Source organism: Pseudomonas sp. YA1 (assembly GCF_058680555.1).
Genome location: NZ_JBZWBG010000016.1, coordinates 115484 through 132121, shown reverse-complemented (window position 1 = coordinate 132121; position 16638 = coordinate 115484). Strand labels below are relative to the sequence as shown.

The 16638-nt window shown below is 67.2% G+C and carries 15 protein-coding genes; 8 read left to right on the top strand and 7 right to left on the bottom strand.

Annotated features, from left to right (window positions below; all coding sequences use genetic code 11):
• Positions 1-166: 166 nt before the first annotated feature.
• From cbpD to AC4OR5_RS22580, 4 genes are all read right to left on the bottom strand, one after another.
• A complete protein-coding gene (cbpD, locus tag AC4OR5_RS22595) occupies positions 167-1336 on the bottom strand; it encodes a chitin-binding protein CbpD (RefSeq protein WP_003109418.1) in 1170 nt (389 codons plus the stop codon).
• 279 nt (positions 1337-1615) lie between these two features.
• On the bottom strand, positions 1616-2239 hold the full coding sequence (locus AC4OR5_RS22590) for an NAD(P)H-dependent oxidoreductase (RefSeq protein ID WP_003140847.1): 624 nt from the start codon (positions 2237-2239) through the stop codon (positions 1616-1618).
• A complete protein-coding gene (locus AC4OR5_RS22585) occupies positions 2232-3626 on the bottom strand; it encodes a class II fumarate hydratase (RefSeq protein WP_058160021.1) in 1395 nt (464 codons plus the stop codon). The genes AC4OR5_RS22590 and AC4OR5_RS22585 overlap by 8 nt, the downstream gene beginning before the upstream one ends.
• 128 nt (positions 3627-3754) lie before the next feature.
• The gene (locus AC4OR5_RS22580) at positions 3755-4774 is read right to left on the bottom strand and encodes a DUF2804 domain-containing protein (RefSeq protein WP_003109416.1); all 1020 of its coding nucleotides are present in this window, start codon (positions 4772-4774) and stop codon (positions 3755-3757) included.
• A 167-nt stretch (positions 4775-4941) separates the two neighbouring features.
• Here AC4OR5_RS22580 and AC4OR5_RS22575 point away from each other — a divergent pair, with 167 nt between their 5' ends.
• The 7 genes from AC4OR5_RS22575 to AC4OR5_RS22545 all read left to right on the top strand — a co-directional run bounded on the left by AC4OR5_RS22575 (position 4942) and on the right by AC4OR5_RS22545 (position 12945).
• The gene (locus AC4OR5_RS22575; protein ID WP_003120754.1) at positions 4942-5490 is read left to right on the top strand and encodes a DUF2059 domain-containing protein; all 549 of its coding nucleotides are present in this window, start codon (positions 4942-4944) and stop codon (positions 5488-5490) included.
• Between the two features lie 13 nt (positions 5491-5503).
• Positions 5504-5809, top strand: a complete 306-nt coding sequence (locus AC4OR5_RS22570) for a BolA family protein (RefSeq protein ID WP_003109415.1) — start codon at positions 5504-5506, stop codon at positions 5807-5809.
• Positions 5810-5973: 164 nt separating this feature from the next.
• On the top strand, positions 5974-6912 hold the full coding sequence (gene trhO, locus AC4OR5_RS22565) for an oxygen-dependent tRNA uridine(34) hydroxylase TrhO (protein ID WP_003109414.1): 939 nt from the start codon (positions 5974-5976) through the stop codon (positions 6910-6912).
• Between the two features lie 39 nt (positions 6913-6951).
• A complete protein-coding gene (locus AC4OR5_RS22560; RefSeq protein ID WP_003140842.1) occupies positions 6952-7554 on the top strand; it encodes a DsbA family protein in 603 nt (200 codons plus the stop codon).
• On the top strand, positions 7547-9337 hold the full coding sequence (locus tag AC4OR5_RS22555) for an ABC transporter ATP-binding protein (RefSeq protein ID WP_003106581.1): 1791 nt from the start codon (positions 7547-7549) through the stop codon (positions 9335-9337). The genes AC4OR5_RS22560 and AC4OR5_RS22555 overlap by 8 nt, the downstream gene beginning before the upstream one ends.
• 294 nt (positions 9338-9631) lie before the next feature.
• Positions 9632-12088, top strand: coding sequence for an EAL domain-containing protein (locus AC4OR5_RS22550; protein ID WP_003134291.1), 2457 nt, complete (start codon positions 9632-9634; stop codon positions 12086-12088).
• Between the two features lie 74 nt (positions 12089-12162).
• Positions 12163-12945, top strand: coding sequence for an iron-containing redox enzyme family protein (locus AC4OR5_RS22545; RefSeq protein WP_003106577.1), 783 nt, complete (start codon positions 12163-12165; stop codon positions 12943-12945).
• Positions 12946-12996: 51 nt separating this feature from the next.
• Here the strand turns inward: AC4OR5_RS22545 and AC4OR5_RS22540 are convergent, their stop codons facing one another.
• The 3 genes from AC4OR5_RS22540 to AC4OR5_RS22530 all read right to left on the bottom strand — a co-directional run bounded on the left by AC4OR5_RS22540 (position 12997) and on the right by AC4OR5_RS22530 (position 15027).
• Positions 12997-13956: a quinone oxidoreductase family protein gene (locus AC4OR5_RS22540; protein WP_003134289.1), complete on the bottom strand. Its 960-nt coding sequence runs from the start codon at positions 13954-13956 to the stop codon at positions 12997-12999.
• A 25-nt stretch (positions 13957-13981) separates the two neighbouring features.
• On the bottom strand, positions 13982-14155 hold the full coding sequence (locus AC4OR5_RS22535) for a DUF1427 family protein (RefSeq protein WP_003109411.1): 174 nt from the start codon (positions 14153-14155) through the stop codon (positions 13982-13984).
• 83 nt (positions 14156-14238) lie between these two features.
• Complete coding sequence (locus tag AC4OR5_RS22530) at positions 14239-15027, bottom strand: AraC family transcriptional regulator (RefSeq protein ID WP_003085876.1); 789 nt, start codon at positions 15025-15027, stop codon at positions 14239-14241.
• 321 nt (positions 15028-15348) lie between these two features.
• On the opposite strand from AC4OR5_RS22530, the gene hppD reads away from it, so the two are divergent.
• A complete protein-coding gene (gene hppD, locus AC4OR5_RS22525; RefSeq protein ID WP_058160022.1) occupies positions 15349-16422 on the top strand; it encodes a 4-hydroxyphenylpyruvate dioxygenase in 1074 nt (357 codons plus the stop codon).
• Positions 16423-16638: the final 216 nt, after the last annotated feature.

Genomic DNA, 16638 nt, shown 5'->3' with positions numbered 1-16638 from the left:
CCCGTGCTGGTGGTCGGACCAGCCTAGGGAGCGCACGGCAGATTGAACAGGCACACGTAGCCAGGGTTTCGCCGGGGGACTGTACCGTTGCGCGGATTCGCCGTCTCGCGGCGGGTGCCTGGCGGCGAAAACGACTGCCGCCCGGAGCGGGCGGCAGTCGAGGGCGTTACAGCAGGGTCCAGGCGTCCTGCCAGGCCATGCCCTTGCCCGGGGCGTAGTAGAGGTCCCAGCCCTTGCACCAGCCGGAGTTCGGGTAGGGCTTGCACTGGTAGCGCTTGCCATCGGCACCGCGCACTACGGTCCCGGCGTCGTATTGCTGCAGGCCTTGCGGATAGTCGAAGTCGACCTTGCCGTCGCCGCCCGGCTGCTCGCCGCCGCCCTCGACCGGCAGTTCGATGTCGACCTGGAAGCGGTAGCCGGCCTGGCGCACGTAGACCTGGTTGTCCTGCGAGCTGGCCACCGGGCTGACCGCCCCGTAGGCATCCAGCACGCCGACGTTGACCAGGGTGGAGTCCTGGTTGACCTTCTGCGCCAGCGCCAGCGGCCATTGCTTGGCACCGTTGTTGCCCTGGGCCAGGGTCAGGCTGTGACGCTGGGCGTCGCGGCCCTGGGCATCGAACAGACGCAGGGTGACGGTAGCACCGGCTGGCAGGTCCTGCTGCGCGCGCAGGTTGCCCAGCGCTTGCCAGGGGTTGGCGACGGCGCCGCTGAAGCTCACGTCGATGCAGGCGTAGAAGGCTTCCGGGCTGTCCGAGCGCTGCCAGACGTTATAGATCACATGCTTGCCGGTCTTGCCCTGGGGCAGCGGGCAGTTCATCCGGTAGGTGCCGTTCTCCAGCTTGACGCTGGTGATCGAGCAGAACGGCGCGGGTTCCAGGTCGCTCCAGGCCAGCGGCTTCTCGGGGTTGTAGCCGTCCTTGGTGATGTAGAAGTCGAAGTAGCGGGTCGCGTGCGGCGCGCTGGCCTTGTAGACGAACTGGAAGTTGCCGCTGGCGTCCGGCGCAATGGCAGTGCTGGGCCAGTCGCTGCGAGCCAGGTTCAGGCCCTTGAACAGTGCCTTGCCGGCGCCGCAGAGCTGGCCGTCGGGGACCACCGCCTGGTGGTTGCCGTTGGCGTTGCCCTGGTTGACGCCATTCCAGTCGTACAGCGCCTGGGTGCCGCCGGCGGCGACGGCGGCCTTGCAGGCGGCCGACTTGGGATTCTCCGGACCTTCGAGGAAGCAGCCGTAGACCCGGCTGGGCGGCGTTTCCATCGAGCCGTGGGCATGGGCTGCCTGGGGCAGGAACAGGGCGAGGGTGAGTGGCAGGAGTGCCAGGGTGGCTGAGTAGTGTTTCATGACAAGTCCTTTTTTCCAGAACCGGATTCATTTCGAAGCGGGCTGATCCTAGCCCTCGGTGCCGGTTTGAGGTCCCTACCAAATGTGACGGGCCGGTCAGATTCGCTACCCATTCCTGATGGATGTCGCGGAATGCAAAGCGGTCGGCACCCGCACTGTGAGCCGGTAGAGGCAGGCAAAGGGCCGCCATGGGGGCGGGGAAGGCAAGCCGGCGGGAAGGTGGCGGACCTGTCAGAACGATCAGTGTCCGCGCCCGGCCGCAGCCGGGCGGGAAGGGAACTAGACCTGGCTGCCGAGCTGTTCGGCGCGACGCAGCCAGCCCTGGCGCTGTTCCTCGCTGGAACTGCGCATCGGCGCGAACTCTTCCAGGCGGCGGGTGGCGATGCCACAGGCGCCGAGCACGCTGCGCACCATCTGCCGGTGCGCCGGCGGGCCCTTGAGGAAGCGCAGCCGCGACAGCGGCTGGTCGTGGCAGACCAGCAGGTCGGCGCTGCGCCCGCCCAGCAGTTGCTCCCAGTCCTTGTCCTGGGTGCCGCGGTAGCGGAAGGCGAAGCCCGGCTGCAGGGCGCGGTCGAAGAAGCCCTGCAGCAGCGCCGGCAGGCCGCCCCACCAGACCGGGTAGACGAACACCAGGTGCTCGGCCCAGTGGATCTGCCGCTGCGCTTCCAGCAGGTCAGGTTCGAGCACCTGGCTCTGCTCGTAGCCTTCGTGGAGGATCGGGTCGAAGGCCAGTTCGCCCAGTTTCAGTTCGCGCACCACGTGATCCTTGCTGCGCGCGCCCTGGGCGTAGCATTCGGCGAGCAGGTGGCAGAAGCTCTTGCGCTTGGGCGAGCCGACGATCAGCAGGATGCGCTTGCCGTCGCCTTCCAGCGGGGTGGCGCCGGACTTGGCGGTTTCAACCATGATGGCCGGCCTCCAGCATCTGCTCCGGCCGTACCCATTCGTCGAACTGCGCTTCGTCCAGGTAGCCCAGCTGCAGCGCCGTGGCGCGCAGGGTGGTGCCTTCGGCGTAGGCCTTCTTGGCAATTTCGGCGGCCTTGTCGTAGCCGATGTGCGGGTTCAGTGCGGTGACCAGCATCAGGCCGCGCTCCAGCAGGTCGGCCATGCGCCGGGCGTCCGGCTCCAGGCCGGCGACGCAATGCTTGTTGAAGTTGCGGCAGCCGTCGGCGAGCAGGCGGATGGACTCCAGCAGGTTGTAGACGATCACCGGCTTGAACACGTTGAGTTGCAGATGGCCCTGGCTGGCGGCGAAGGAAATCGTGCTGTCGTTGCCCATGACCTGGCAGGCCAGCATCGACAGCGCCTCGCACTGGGTCGGGTTGACCTTGCCGGGCATGATCGAGCTGCCCGGTTCGTTGGCCGGCAGCTTCACCTCGGCGAAGCCGGCGCGTGGGCCTGAGCCGAGCAGGCGCAGGTCGTTGGCGATCTTCATCAGGGCCACCGCCAGGCTCTTCAGGGCGCCGGAGAGGATGACCAGAGGCTCGTGGCCGGCCAGGGCGGCGAACTTGTTCGGCGCGGCGACGAAGGGCAGGCCCGATTCGGCGGCGATTTCCGCGGCGATGGCGTCGGCGAAGCCCTTCGGCGCGTTGAGCCCGGTGCCCACCGCGGTGCCGCCCTGGGCCAACTGGTAGACCGCCGGCAGCGCCGCGCGGATGGCGCGCTCGGCGTAGTCGAGCTGGGCGACGAAGGCCGAGAGTTCCTGGCCGAAGGTGATCGGCGTGGCGTCCATCAGGTGGGTGCGCCCGGTCTTGACCAGGCTGGCGTGCCGCGCCGACTGTTCGGCGAGACCTCCGGAAAGCTCGGCGATGGCCGGCAGCAATTGTTCGTGCACGGCCTTGGCGGCGGCGATGTGCATGGCGGTGGGGAAGCTGTCGTTGGAACTCTGCGCGCGGTTGACGTGGTCGTTGGGATGCACCGGCGACTTGCCGCCGCGCGGATTGCCGGCCAGTTCGTTGGCGCGGCCGGCGATCACCTCGTTGACGTTCATGTTGGTCTGGGTGCCGCTGCCGGTCTGCCAGACCACCAGCGGGAAGTGTTCGTCGTGGCGGCCTGCGAGGACCTCGTCGGCGGCCTGTTCGATCAGCCGGGCGACTTCCGGCGGCAGTTCGCCGAGGTGGTCGTTGACCCGCGCGGCGGCTTTCTTGATCAGCGCCAGGGCGTGGATCACGGCGAGCGGCATGCGCTGGCCGCCGATGGCGAAGTTCTCCAGCGAGCGCTGGGTCTGGGCGCCCCAGTAGGCGTCGTCGGGCACCTCTATGGTGCCCAGGCTATCGGTTTCGGTCCGGCTCATGAGTGTTCTCCAGGGTGCGTATCCGGCAGTTTAGGCCTTCGCTCCCGCCTTGGGTTCCGCTGCCGTCGCTTCCTCGTGGGCATTTTTCGCCGCGCTGCGGGTCGGAAATAGATTGCCCGCCGCCGGCGTCACCAGCGCGCGCGGGTCGAACCGATCCAGCCGAGGGCGCCGTCCACCGGCACGCAGTCGCCGTCGTCGTGGCGCAGGGTGCCGTTGAAACGGCCGAACCACTGGCGGGTATTGGCATAGAACAGGCCGACGCTGGGCCGCGCCTGGTGCAGCTGTTCGGGACGGAAGAGCAGCTCGACGCGACCGCAGGCGCTGTCCAGGCGCCATTCGGCCAGCGGGTCGCGAGGCTCGCGGATGTGCACGTCGTCGAGCACGCGGCTGAGCTTGCCGCCGAACCACAGGGCGTTCTCGCGCAGGTCGCTGGCTTCGGTCCAGCCGGTGCCGAAGTTGCCGGCGATGCCGCCGGGGGCGGCGAAGGCGGCGCGGGTCCAGTAGGTATGCAGCGGCCAGACGCCGCGGCCGAAGTCCAGCGCGGCGAAGCTCTGGCCCGCCTGGCAGTCGTAGCGCCGGCGGCCGAGTTGCAGGCAGCCGCTGATCGGCAGGCCGAGCTGGCGGCTACAGGCATGGAAGGTGTGTTCGCCCATCGGCACCACCAGGTTCACCGACTCCAGGTGCGACGGTCGTCGCACTTCTAGCGCCAGCTCCAGCGGCAGGCCGCCGAGGTCCGGGGCCTGGCCGGTGACGCGCAGGCGCCCGGGCTGTTCGTCGAAGCGCAATTGCAGGCGGGGATGCTCGAAGGCATGGCTGGCCTGCGGCTCGTCGGGCAACTGGCAGCCGAGGCCGAAGAAGCGGATCTGCGTGTGCGCTACCGCCTGGCCGCTGTCCAGGTCGAGGAAATAGGCGGCGCCGTAGGTCAGGTAGTCGAGGTCGGCGATGGTCAGCGAGAGCATCCAGCCGGGGCTGACGATGCACCAGTGGTTCCAGCGCTTGCGCCGGCCGAAGTGGCCGGGGATGTGGCAGAGCACCCGCGGCCGGGCGGACCAGCCGACCGCCCGGGGATCGAGCCGGCCGTGGCTGTCGCAGAGGTTGCGCAGGGGCGGGGGCGATACGGCGAGGGTATCGGCGGCGGTTCCGTTCATCTAACACATCCATGTGACAGGCTGACGCAAGCATGCCGGCTGCGGAAGGAAGGCGGCAAGTACCCACTACAGAACTGATAGTAGACGGCATGGAGCGGGCGGGCGCCGGATAGGATTCTCCCGATATTCGGCGCCGCGCTTGAGCGGATTTCGAACTTAGGCGCAGAATGTCGGGTCCCACGGACACATCTACCCAACCTCAAGGATTTTCCATGACCCGTCTTCGCCTCATCGGCAGCGCCGTGCTGCTCAGCCTCAGCTCCATGGCCATGGCCGATTCCGCCAGCCAGGCCGAGCAATTCCTCAAGCTGGTCCATGCCGACAAGCTGACGGTCCCGGTCTATGCCCAGGTGCAGCAGATGCTGGCCCAGCGCTTCGCCCAGGCCAAGGCGCCGGAGAGCAAGAAGGCGGTTCTCGAGCGTTACCAGGCCAAGGCCAATGCCGAACTGGACCGCGCCATCGGCTGGGACAAGATCAAGCCCGAGCTGATCAAGCTCTACACCACCAACTTCACCGAGTCCGAGCTGAAGGACCTGAATGCCTTCTACCAGTCGCCGCTGGGCAAGAAGGTGCTGGAGAAGATGCCGCGCCTGACCGCCGAATCCGCCCAACTGACCCAGGCCAAGCTGCAAGGCGCCGTCGAGCCGGTGAACAAGCTGATGGCCGACATGGACAAGGAACTCGGCGTCGCCGCGCCGGCCCAGAAGAAAAAGTGAGTCGTGATTCGCGATGAGCATGCGTGACCGTATCCAGACCGCCCTGCAGCCCCTCGATCCGCAACACGTCGAGGTGCTCGACGAGAGCCACATGCACAGCCGCGGGCTGGAGACCCACTTCAAGGTGGTGCTGGTCAGCCCGCAGTTCGCCGGGTTGAACGCGGTGAAGCGGCACCAGAAGGTATATGCCACCCTCGGTGGGTTGATGGGCGAGTTCCACGCCCTGGCGCTGCATACCTTCACCCCTGAGGAGTGGAGCCAGGCTGCGGTGCCGTCCTCGCCGACCTGCCGCGGCGGGAGCAAGCACGACATACCCTGAGACGGCGTCCGTCGCGGCGGGGTGCAGAGCCTGCCCCTGCTGCGCTAGACTACGCACCCAGCGCCGGCCTTCCGCCGGCGTTGTCGTTTCCATGGCGCCAGCGGCTGGCGCTTTTCGTTCCGGTCCGCCCTTTACGCGGGCGACCACCTGGAGGCTATATCCCCATGACATCCATCGTCGTGGCGGCGCTGTACAAGTTCGTGACTCTCGACGATTACGTGGCGCTGCGTGAACCCCTGCTGCAAACCCTGCTCGACAACGGTGTGAAAGGCACCTTGCTGCTGGCCGAGGAAGGCATCAACGGCACCGTCTCCGGTAGCCGCGAAGGCATCGATGCGCTGTTCGCCTGGCTGCGCAGCGATCCCCGGCTGGCCGATATCGAGCACAAGGAATCCTACTGCGACGAACAGCCGTTCTACCGCACCAAGGTCAAGCTGAAGAAGGAAATCGTCACCCTCGGCGTGCCTGGCGTCGATCCGAACAAGCAGGTCGGCCAGTATGTCGAGGCGAAGGACTGGAATGCCCTGATCAGCGATCCGGAAGTCCTGCTCATCGATACCCGCAACGACTACGAGGTGGCGATCGGCACCTTCGAGGGCGCGGTCGATCCGAAGACCAGGTCGTTCCGCGAGTTCCCCGAGTACATCAAGGCCCACTACGACCCGGCGCGGCACAAGAAGGTGGCGATGTTCTGCACCGGCGGCATCCGCTGCGAGAAGGCTTCCAGCTACATGCTCGGCGCCGGTTTCGAGGAGGTCTTCCACCTCAGGGGCGGCATCCTCAAGTACCTCGAAGAGGTGCCGCAGGAACAGAGCCTGTGGCGCGGCGACTGCTTCGTATTCGACAACCGCGTGACCGTGCGCCACGATCTTAGCGAGGGCGAGTACGATCAGTGCCACGCCTGCCGCAACCCGGTCTCGCTGGAGGACCGCCAGTCCGAGCACTACGTGCCCGGCATCAGCTGTCCGCACTGCTGGGACTCGCTGAGCGAGAAGACCCGCGCCGGCGCCCGCGAGCGGCAGAAACAGATCGAACTGGCGCGGCAGCGCAACCAGCCGCACCCGCTCGGTCGCGATCCGCGCCAGTCCACGCTGGAGAACTGAACCTTGGCCAAGGCCCGCCTGCTGTACGTGATGGACCCCATGTGTTCCTGGTGCTGGGGCTTCGCCCCGGTCGCCGAGGCGCTGTCCCGGCAGGCGGCCGCCGACGGCGTCGCTTTCCACCTGGTAGCCGGTGGCCTGCGCGCCGGCCACGGCGCGGCGCTCGACCCGAATACCCGCGGCTACATCCTCGGCCACTGGCAGACCGTGCAGCAGACCACCGGCCAGCCGTTCCGCTTCGACGACGCGTTGCCCGAAGGCTTCGTCTATGACACCGAGCCGGCCTGCCGGGCCCTGGTGGCGGCGCGCAGCCTCGACGAGGAAAGCGCCTGGCCGCTGGTGAGGGCGATCCAGCGGGCGTTCTACGCCGAGGGTCGCGATGTCACCCAGGCGGCGGTGCTCGCCGACCTGGCGGAAGCGGTGGGAATTCCACGCATCGAGTTCGCCGCGGCCTTCGACAGCGGCGAGGCGCGTGACGCCACCGCCGCCGATTTCGCCTGGGTCCAGGATCTTGGCATCGCCGGGTTCCCGACCCTGCTGGCCGAGCGCAACGGCCAACTGGCGTTGCTCACCAACGGCTACCAGCCGCTTGCCGAACTTTCACCCTTGCTCGGCCGCTGGCTGGAACGGGGCCGGCATGAGTGAGCGCGGAGACCGCCTGAGCTGGGCGGAGATTCGTCGACTCGCACTGCGCCACAAGAAAGCCCTGTTGCTCGCCAACCTGGTGGCGGTGCTGGCCACCCTCTGCACCGTGCCGATCCCCTTGCTGCTGCCGTTGCTGGTGGACGAAGTGCTGCTCGGCAAGGGCGACGGCGCGCTGCGTTTCATGGACCGCCTGTTGCCCGCCGACTGGCAGGTGGCGTTCGGCTACATCGGCCTGATGCTGGCGGCGACCCTCCTGTTGCGGGGGGCGGCGCTGGTGTTCAACGTGCTCCAGGCGAAGCTGTTCGCGCGGCTGTCCAAGGACATCGTCTACCGCATCCGCCTGCGTCTGATCGAGCGCCTCCGGCATATCGCCCTGGGCGAATACGAAACCCTCGGCGGCGGTTCGATCAGCGCCCACCTGGTGACCGACCTGGACACCCTGGACAAGTTCGTCGGGGAAACCCTCAGCCGCTTCCTGGTCGCCTTGCTGACGCTGCTCGGCACCGCCGCGATCCTGGTCTGGATGCACTGGCAGCTGGCCTTGCTGATCCTGCTGTTCAACCCGCTGGTGATCTGGTCCACGGTACAACTGGGCAAGCGCGTCAAGCACCTCAAGAAGCTCGAGAACGACAGCACCGCGCGCTTCACCCAGGCGCTCACCGAGACCCTCGAGGCGATCCAGGAAGTCCGCGCTGGCAATCGCCAGGGCTATTTCCTCGGCCGCCTCGGCCATCGCGCCCAGGAAGTCCGCGACTACGCTGTGGCCTCGCAATGGAAAAGCGACGCCGCCGGGCGCGCCAGCGGCCTGCTGTTCCAGTTCGGCATCGATGTGTTCCGCGCCGCGGCGATGCTCACCGTGCTGCTCTCGGACCTGTCGATCGGCCAGATGCTCGCGGTGTTCAGCTACCTCTGGTTCATGATCGGGCCGGTCGAACAGCTGCTCGGCCTGCAATACGCCTACTACGCCGCTGGCGGCGCGTTGCAGCGGATCAACGAGTTGCTGGCGCGGGCCGACGAGCCGCGCTACCCGCCGCTGCGCGATCCGTTCGCCGGCCGCACGACCGTTGGCATCGAGGTGCGCGGGCTGGATTTCGCCTACGGCGAGGACAAGGTCCTGGAGCAGTTGGACCTGAACATCGGCGCCGGCGAGAAGGTTGCCCTGGTCGGCGCCAGCGGCGGCGGCAAGAGCACGCTGGTGCAACTGCTACTCGGCCTCTACAGTGCGCAGCGCGGCAGCATCCGCTACGGCGGGGTGCCCCTGGAGGAAATCGGCCTGGACTGCGTGCGCGAACATGTCGCGGTGGTTCTCCAGCATCCGGCGCTGTTCAACGACAGCGTGCGGGCCAACCTGACCATGGGCCGCGAACGCAGCGACCAGGCCTGCTGGCGGGCTTTGGAGATCGCCCAGTTGGCCGACGGCGTGCGGCGCCTGCCGCAGGGGCTGGACACCGTGGTCGGGCGTTCCGGGGTGCGCCTGTCGGGCGGTCAGCGGCAGCGCCTGGCGATCGCCCGGATGATCCTCGCCGAGCCCAAGGTGGTGATCCTCGACGAGGCCACCTCGGCCCTCGACGCCGCTACCGAGTACGCCCTGCACCAGGCGCTCGGCGACTTCCTCGAAGGCCGCACCACATTGATCGTGGCTCATCGGCTGTCGGCGGTGAAGCAGGCCGACCGGGTCCTGGTCTTCGATGGCGGGCATATCGCCGAAGACGGCGACCACCAGCAACTGATCGCCGAAGGCGGCCTCTACGCCCGGCTCTACGGACATCTGCAACAGATGTGAGGCACCAGGCTGTCGCCTGGCGGTTTTTCTCGTATATTCCATATAAGACATCCGGTTTTTATTGGCTGCGGCAATAAAAAACGCTGTCTGTTCCGCCAGGTGCAGGGCAGGTTCGGCAAACAGCCACTAGACTCCTACTGTTTGCCGGGTGTCCGCCTCCTCCAGCGTCGTGGCTGCCGGCAGGCAAGGCCTCGGGAGTTCTGCGACGGGATCTTGAGCGGCCGACAGGTGATGCAGTCAGGGGTGACGGAGACGGCACCCGATCGCTTAGCGCCAGTTTGAATGGTAGATGGAATGAGGCAGAACCGGACTCTCGACAAGCCCCGCCTGCTCGGCCTGGTATGGCCCTTCATCGTCGTGGTGCTGTTGCAGGCCATGCTGGCGGGCGGCAGTCTCTACGTCCTCTCCGCGGTGCGCAGCTATGTCGGCGGCGAAAGCCTCTGGTCGAAGGGCCAGAAGGATGCCATCTACTATCTCACCCTCTATGCCGACTCACGCGCCGACGAAGACTTCCGCCGCTACGAGGAGGCCATCGCGATCCCCCTCGGCGACCGCGAGATGCGCCTTGCCCTGGACCAGCCCGACCCGGACATCGAGGCGGCCCGCCAGGGCATCCTCAAGGGCGGCAACCATGCCGACGACGTTACCGCGATCATCTGGCTGTACCGCAACTTCCACGACTTCAGTTACTTCGAGCGCGCCATCGAGCTGTGGCTGGTGGGCGACAAGTACGTCATGGAACTGATCGACGTCGCCGGCAAGATGCGCGCGGGCATCGGCACCGGGCAGGCCAGCGCCGAGCAGGTGCAACAGTGGAAGACCGAGATCCACGCGATCAACGAGAAGGTCACGCCGGCGGCCAAGGCCTTCAGCGACGCCCTCGGCGAGGGCTCGCGGGCCTTGCTCAGGCTGCTGCTGGTGGCCAACCTGACCACCGCCAGCGTGCTCATCCTCCTGGCGTTCCTGCGGACCCGGCAGCAACTGATGCAGCGCCAGGAAGTGGAGAACGCCCTCGATGCCGAGCGCGAACGGGCCCAGATCACCCTGGCCTCGATCGGCGACGGAGTGATCACCGCCGACACCCAGGGGGGCATTTCCTACCTCAACCCGGCCGCCGAGCAGATGACCAACTGGACGCTGGACAAGGCCCGCGGCCTGCCCCTGGCGTCGCTGTTCCGGATCGTCGACGAAAGTTCGCGGGAGGAGGGCATGCTGCTGATCGAGCAGATCCTCAGCGGCGAGATCGACGGCGGCCGCGAGCATTCCAAGCTGGTCCTGCGCCACGACGGCAGCAGCGTGCCGGTGACCCTGGTGGGCGCGCCGATCCACCGCGGCGGCGAGATCACCGGGGTGGTCCTGGTGCTTCACGACATGACCCGCGAGCGCCAGTACATGGCGCGCCTGTCCTGGCAGGCGACCCACGATGCGTTGACCGGGCTGACCAACCGCCGCGAGTTCGAGTATCGCCTGCAGATAGCGCTGGAACGCCTGGAGCGCAACAGCGGGCGGCACGCCCTGATGTTCCTCGACCTGGACCAGTTCAAGCTGGTCAACGACACCTGCGGCCACGCCGCCGGCGACGAACTGCTGCGCCAGGTCTGCACCCTGCTGCAACAAGGCTTGCGCGAGGGCGACACGCTGGCGCGGCTGGGCGGCGACGAGTTCGGCATCCTGCTGGAGAACTGCCCGGCGGAAAAAGCCGTGGAGATCGCCGACCATCTGCGCAAGACGGTCCAGGACCTGCACTTCACCTGGAGCGGGCAGCCGTTCAACTGCACCGTCAGCGTCGGCCTGGTGCACCTGCTGCCGGGTATCTCGACCCTCGAGGAGGCACTGCGCTCCGCCGACATGGCCTGCTACATGGCCAAGGAAAAGGGGCGCAATCGGGTCCAGGTGTTCCATCAGGACGACGTCGAACTGTCGATGCGCTTCGGCGAGATGACCTGGGTCCAGCGCATCCACCTGGCGCTGGAGGAAGACCGCTTCAGTCTCTATGCCCAGCCCATCGTGCCGCTGGGCGAAGGTGCGGAGGAGGGCTTGCACGTCGAACTGCTGCTGCGCCTGCGCGACGAGGGCGGGCGCCTGGTGCCGCCGCTGAGCTTCATACCCGCCGCCGAGCGCTACGGCCTGATGACGCTGATCGATCGCTGGGTGGTGGAGAATGCCTTCCGCACCCTTGTCGAGCGGGCCCAGGACCCTCGCGCCGAGCCGATCGGCACCTGCGCCATCAACCTCTCCGGCGCGACCATCGGCGACGAGTCGTTCCTGCAGTTCCTCACCGAGCTGTTCGCCCGTTACCGCATTCCGCCGCAGACGATCTGCTTCGAGGTCACCGAAACCGTGGCGGTTGCCAACCTGGCCAGCGCCATCCGCTTCATCAACGAGCTCAAGGACACCGGTTGTCGTTTCTCCCTGGACGATTTCTGCGCCGGCATGTCGTCCTTCATCTACCTCAAGCACCTGCCGGTGGATTACCTGAAGATCGATGGCAGCTTCGTCAAGGACATGCTCGAGGATCCCATCGATCGCGCCATGGTCCAGGTGATCAACCATATCGGCCACGTGATGGGCAAACGTACCATCGCCGAGTTCGTCGAGACCGTCGAAGTGATGGAAGCGCTGCGCGAGATCGGCATCGACTATGCCCAGGGCCTGGCCATCGGCGCGCCCCTGCCGTTCAGTCGCCAGCCTCCGGGCGCAGGGCTGGATGCCCAGGGCCTGTGGCCGAGCCTCGGACAGAACCTCCGGTAGGTGACCGCGGAGCGAAGAAAGAGTAGTTTCGCTGCTATGAGGCCGTTGCCGAGAAGAAGAGAAGGGAGACGGGTGTGAGCGAGTTCTTTGACCGTACGGGCCCCTTGCAGGAGGCTGGAAGCTATCCGCAGTGGGCGCAGCAACTGATCGTCGACTGCCAGGCGAGCAAGGATCGGGTTTCCGGTCACGAGCTGTACCGGCGCATGCGCGACGCCGAGCTGAGCCCGGCGCTGATGCGCCTGTACCTGATCGGCGGCTGGCCGGTGGTCGAGCAGTTCCCCTTGTACATGTCGCAGAACCTGCTGAAGACCCGTTTCGCCCGTCATCCCGGCGAAGACATGGCGCGCCGCTGGCTGATGCGCAACATTCGGGTCGAACTCAACCACGCCGACTACTGGCTGCACTGGGCCGAGGCCCACGGCGTGAGCCTGGCCGAGATCCAGGCGCAAGACGTGCCGGCCGAACTGCACGCGCTCAGCCACTGGTGCTGGCACACCTGCGCCAGCGACTCGCTGGCGGTGGCCATGGCCGCCACCAACTACGCCATCGAAGGCGTCACCGGCGAGTGGTCGGCGCTGGTCTGTTCGAACGGCGTCTACGAAAACGCCTTCCCCAAGGAAGGCCGCAAGCGCGCCATGAAGTGGCTCAAGCTCCACGCCCAGTACGACGATGCCCACCCCTGGGAGGCGCTGGAGATCATCTGCACCCTGGCCGGCACCAATCCCAGCGCCGAGCTGCGCCGGCAACTGCGCGACGCGATCTGCAAGAGCTACGACTACATGTACCTGTTCCTCGAGCGCTGCATGCAGCTGGAGGAGGCGCGCAGCGCCCGCAAGCTCGCGGTCGGCGCGGAGTAGCCTTGCGCACAGCGGAATCCCGGCGTGTTCCGCCGGGATTCCGCCCGCTCCTCAGGGCACCAGGATGATCTTCTCGCAGGTGCCTTCGTTCACCGCCCGGTACTGCTCCACGCCCTGCTCCAGCGGGACTTCCCGCAGCCCGTCCGGCAGCGGCAGGCGGCCCTGGTCGAACAGCTTGCCGAAGGCGTCGAGGAAGCCTGCGCAGGCTTCCACGCCATAGAGCAGCGAGTTGATCCCCACCACCGAGCCACCGCGGCGGTACAGGTTCAATGCGGGTAGGCGCACATGGCCGTCGGCCGGTGCGGCGATGATCGCCAGGCGACCGAAGGCGGCCAGCGCCGGGACCGCCGCCTCGAGCCAGAAACCGGTCGTATCGAAGATCACCTCGGCACCGCCGGGGAAGATCCCTTCCACCTGTGCCGCCAGTTCGGCCGGCTCGCCCAGCAGCAGCGCGGCGATGCCCTGCGCTTCCAGCGCCTGGCGTTGCTCCTCGCGCCGCACCGCGCCGATCGCTTCGGCCCCCAGGGCCTTGGCCAGCGCCAGCGCGGCCTTGCCGACCGCGCCGCTGGCGCCGATTACCAGGAGCCGGGTGCCGGCCTTGACCTGGCTGCGTTGCAGGGCGTCCCAGGCGGTGCTGTAGGGCACCCCGCAACTGGCGGCCTGGGCGAAGCTCAGGCTTTCCGGCTTGAGCGCGACGCCGGCGGCCGGCAGGGTCAGGAACTGCGCGTGGCTGCCGTCGCGGAAGAATCCTGGCTCCCGCCCGGTGCCCCAGACCGCCTGGCCGAGCAGGGCCTTCGGTCCCTCCACCACCACCCCGGCGAAGTCGCGGCCCGGTACCCGGGGCAGGGTGGTATAGGGGAAGCGGCCGAGGACGTTCTTCACGTCGCTCGGATTCAGCCCGGCGGCGCGGATTTCCACCCGCACCTCATCGGCGGCGGGAAGCGGGTCGGGCATGTCCACCAGCTTGAGGGCGGCGAGGTCGCCGGTACGGTCGAATTGCAGTGCTTTCATCGGGGGCTCCGTGTCGTCGCGGCGATCAGTGCAGCCACTGCTGCAGCAGGTCGCGGCCAAGGGGGAAAAGCTGTTCGCCGAGCTGCATGCCAAGCAGGCCGACCAGGGCGATGGCGGGTGGCGCCGGCGAGCGGAAGTCGAGTACGGCGTAGAGCAGGCCGACCAGCAGGCCGATGCCGAGGGAGATCAGGTAGTTCATGGCGGCTGACAGGGACGGTGAACGATGGTGCCAGTCTAGTTGGCCGAAAAAACATCTATCGGCCAATCGCTATCGAATACCGGTCAAGGCTGGAACGGCTGGTGATGCTCGGCCCTGTACTCGGTGGGAGAGACGCCCAGCTCGCGGCGGAACATGTCGCTGAAGGCGCTCGGCGTATATCCCAGGGCATGGGCGATGCCTGCCACCGGACGGCCATCGATCAGTGCGGCGGCGGCGGTCGCCAGTTGCACCTGCCGCCGCCAGTCGGCGAAGCCCATGCCCAGGCTGCGCTGGAACAGGCGCGAGAGGGTCCGCACGCTGGCCCCGGCGTCTTCGGCCAGGCGCTCCAGGCCGATGTCCAGGGAGGGATTGGCCATCACCGCCTGGCACAGCGCGAGCAGGCGCCTGTCGGAGGCGTCCGGCAGCGGTACGCGGAGGCTGGAACGGCGCGCGCGACCGAGTTCGAGCACGGCGAGATCGGCCAGCGCCCGATAGTAGTGGGGGTCGCTCTGTCGTTCCTGCTCCACCAGGCTGACGATCAGCTCGCGCAGCAGCGGGCCGACCACCAGCACCAGGGTGCGGTCCTCCAGGCCGCGGGAGAGTTCCGGGCTCAGGTAGATGTTGCGCATCTGCAACTCGGACGCGATCCGCACCGCATGGCGCAGGCCCGGAGGCAACCAGACCGCCCGTTGCGGCGGGACCGGCAGGGCCTCGTCGGGCGTCTCCAGCCACATCATCCCGGACACCGCATAGAGCACCTGGCCCCAGGCGTGCTCGTGGGCATCGACGCGGTGCCCGGCAGGATAGCTGCGGGCGACGCCGCGCAGGGGCCGGCGGCTGTCGCTCAGGTCGGGTGGGGCGGGTCGTGCCATGGGAATGCCGTCGCGGAGTAAAGACGCAGGTTAACCGCTTGACGCCGATCATGCAGCGCCGGCTTTCAGCGCAGCCGTGACAGCGCTGCTGGCAGCTTTTCGCTCCGCCCTGTAAGGATAATTTTACGAAGACCGGGCGTTCGCCATGCATGCCGCCGGCGCGTAAGGAATAGTTGCCAGAAACCCTGCGCCAGGCCCTGCGCCGGGCCCTGCCGACGGCTTGTCCGCCGCGCCGCCACGGGGTGAGATGAAGGCATCTCCCATGTCGCCGGCCGCCTGGACCGGCGGCGGTCCATTCAACAAGAACAACGAGGAGGCCGGATGAACGCCGTGGCCAAGATCGAACAGCACAATCCCATCGGTACCGACGGATTCGAATTCGTCGAGTTCACCGCCCCCGACGCCAAGGGCATCGAGCAGCTGCGCCAGCTGTTCAACATGATGGGCTTCACCGAAACCGCCAAGCATCGTTCCAAGGAAGTCTTCCTGTTCCAGCAGAACGATATCAACATCGTGCTCAACGGCAGCCCGACCGGGCATGTCCACGAATTCGCCCTCAAGCACGGCCCGAGCGCCTGCGCCATGGCCTTCCGGGTGAAGAACGCTTCCCAGGCCGCCGCCTACGCCGAATCCCAGGGTGCCAAGCTGGTGGGCAGCCACGCCAACTTCGGCGAGCTGAACATCCCCTGCCTGGAAGGCATCGGCGGATCGCTGCTGTATCTCGTCGACCGCTACGGCGACCGCAGCATCTATGACGTCGACTTCGAGTTCATCGAAGGCCGCAGCGCCAACGACAACTCGGTCGGCCTGACCTACATCGACCACCTGACCCACAACGTCAAGCGCGGCCAGATGGACGTCTGGTCCGGTTTCTACGAGCGCATCGCCAACTTCCGCGAGATTCGCTACTTCGACATCGAAGGCAAGCTCACCGGCCTGTTCTCCCGCGCCATGACCGCACCTTGCGGGAAGATCCGCATCCCGATCAACGAATCGGCCGACGATACCTCGCAGATCGAGGAATTCATCCGCGAATACCATGGCGAAGGCATCCAGCACATCGCCCTGACCACCGACGACATCTATGCCACCGTGCGCAAGCTGCGCGACAACGGCGTGGAGTTCATGTCGACCCCGGACACCTACTACGAGAAGGTCGACACCCGCGTCGCCGGGCATGGCGAGCCGCTCGAGCAACTGCGCGAACTGAACCTGCTGATCGACGGCGCCCCGGGCGACGACGGCATCCTGCTGCAGATCTTCACCGACACGGTGATCGGCCCGATCTTCTTCGAGATCATCCAGCGCAAGGGCAACCAGGGTTTCGGCGAGGGCAATTTCAAGGCCCTGTTCGAGTCCATCGAGGAAGATCAGATTCGCCGCGGCGTGATCTGATCCCGCTGCCGCCAGCCTCTTCCGGGGCTGGCGGTTTTCCTTGCGCTCCGCGTTTCCGTTCCAGCGGCGCCGATCGCGCCAGCCTTGCCCGCACCGCCGAGCCACGAGCCTGGCGGCCCATTCACGTCACGTACAACAACAAACAGGTGACGCATGATCCGTGAGTCCTTCCTTCGCCCAGCCGACCGCCCGCCGCCACGCGCCCCGCATGGCGCC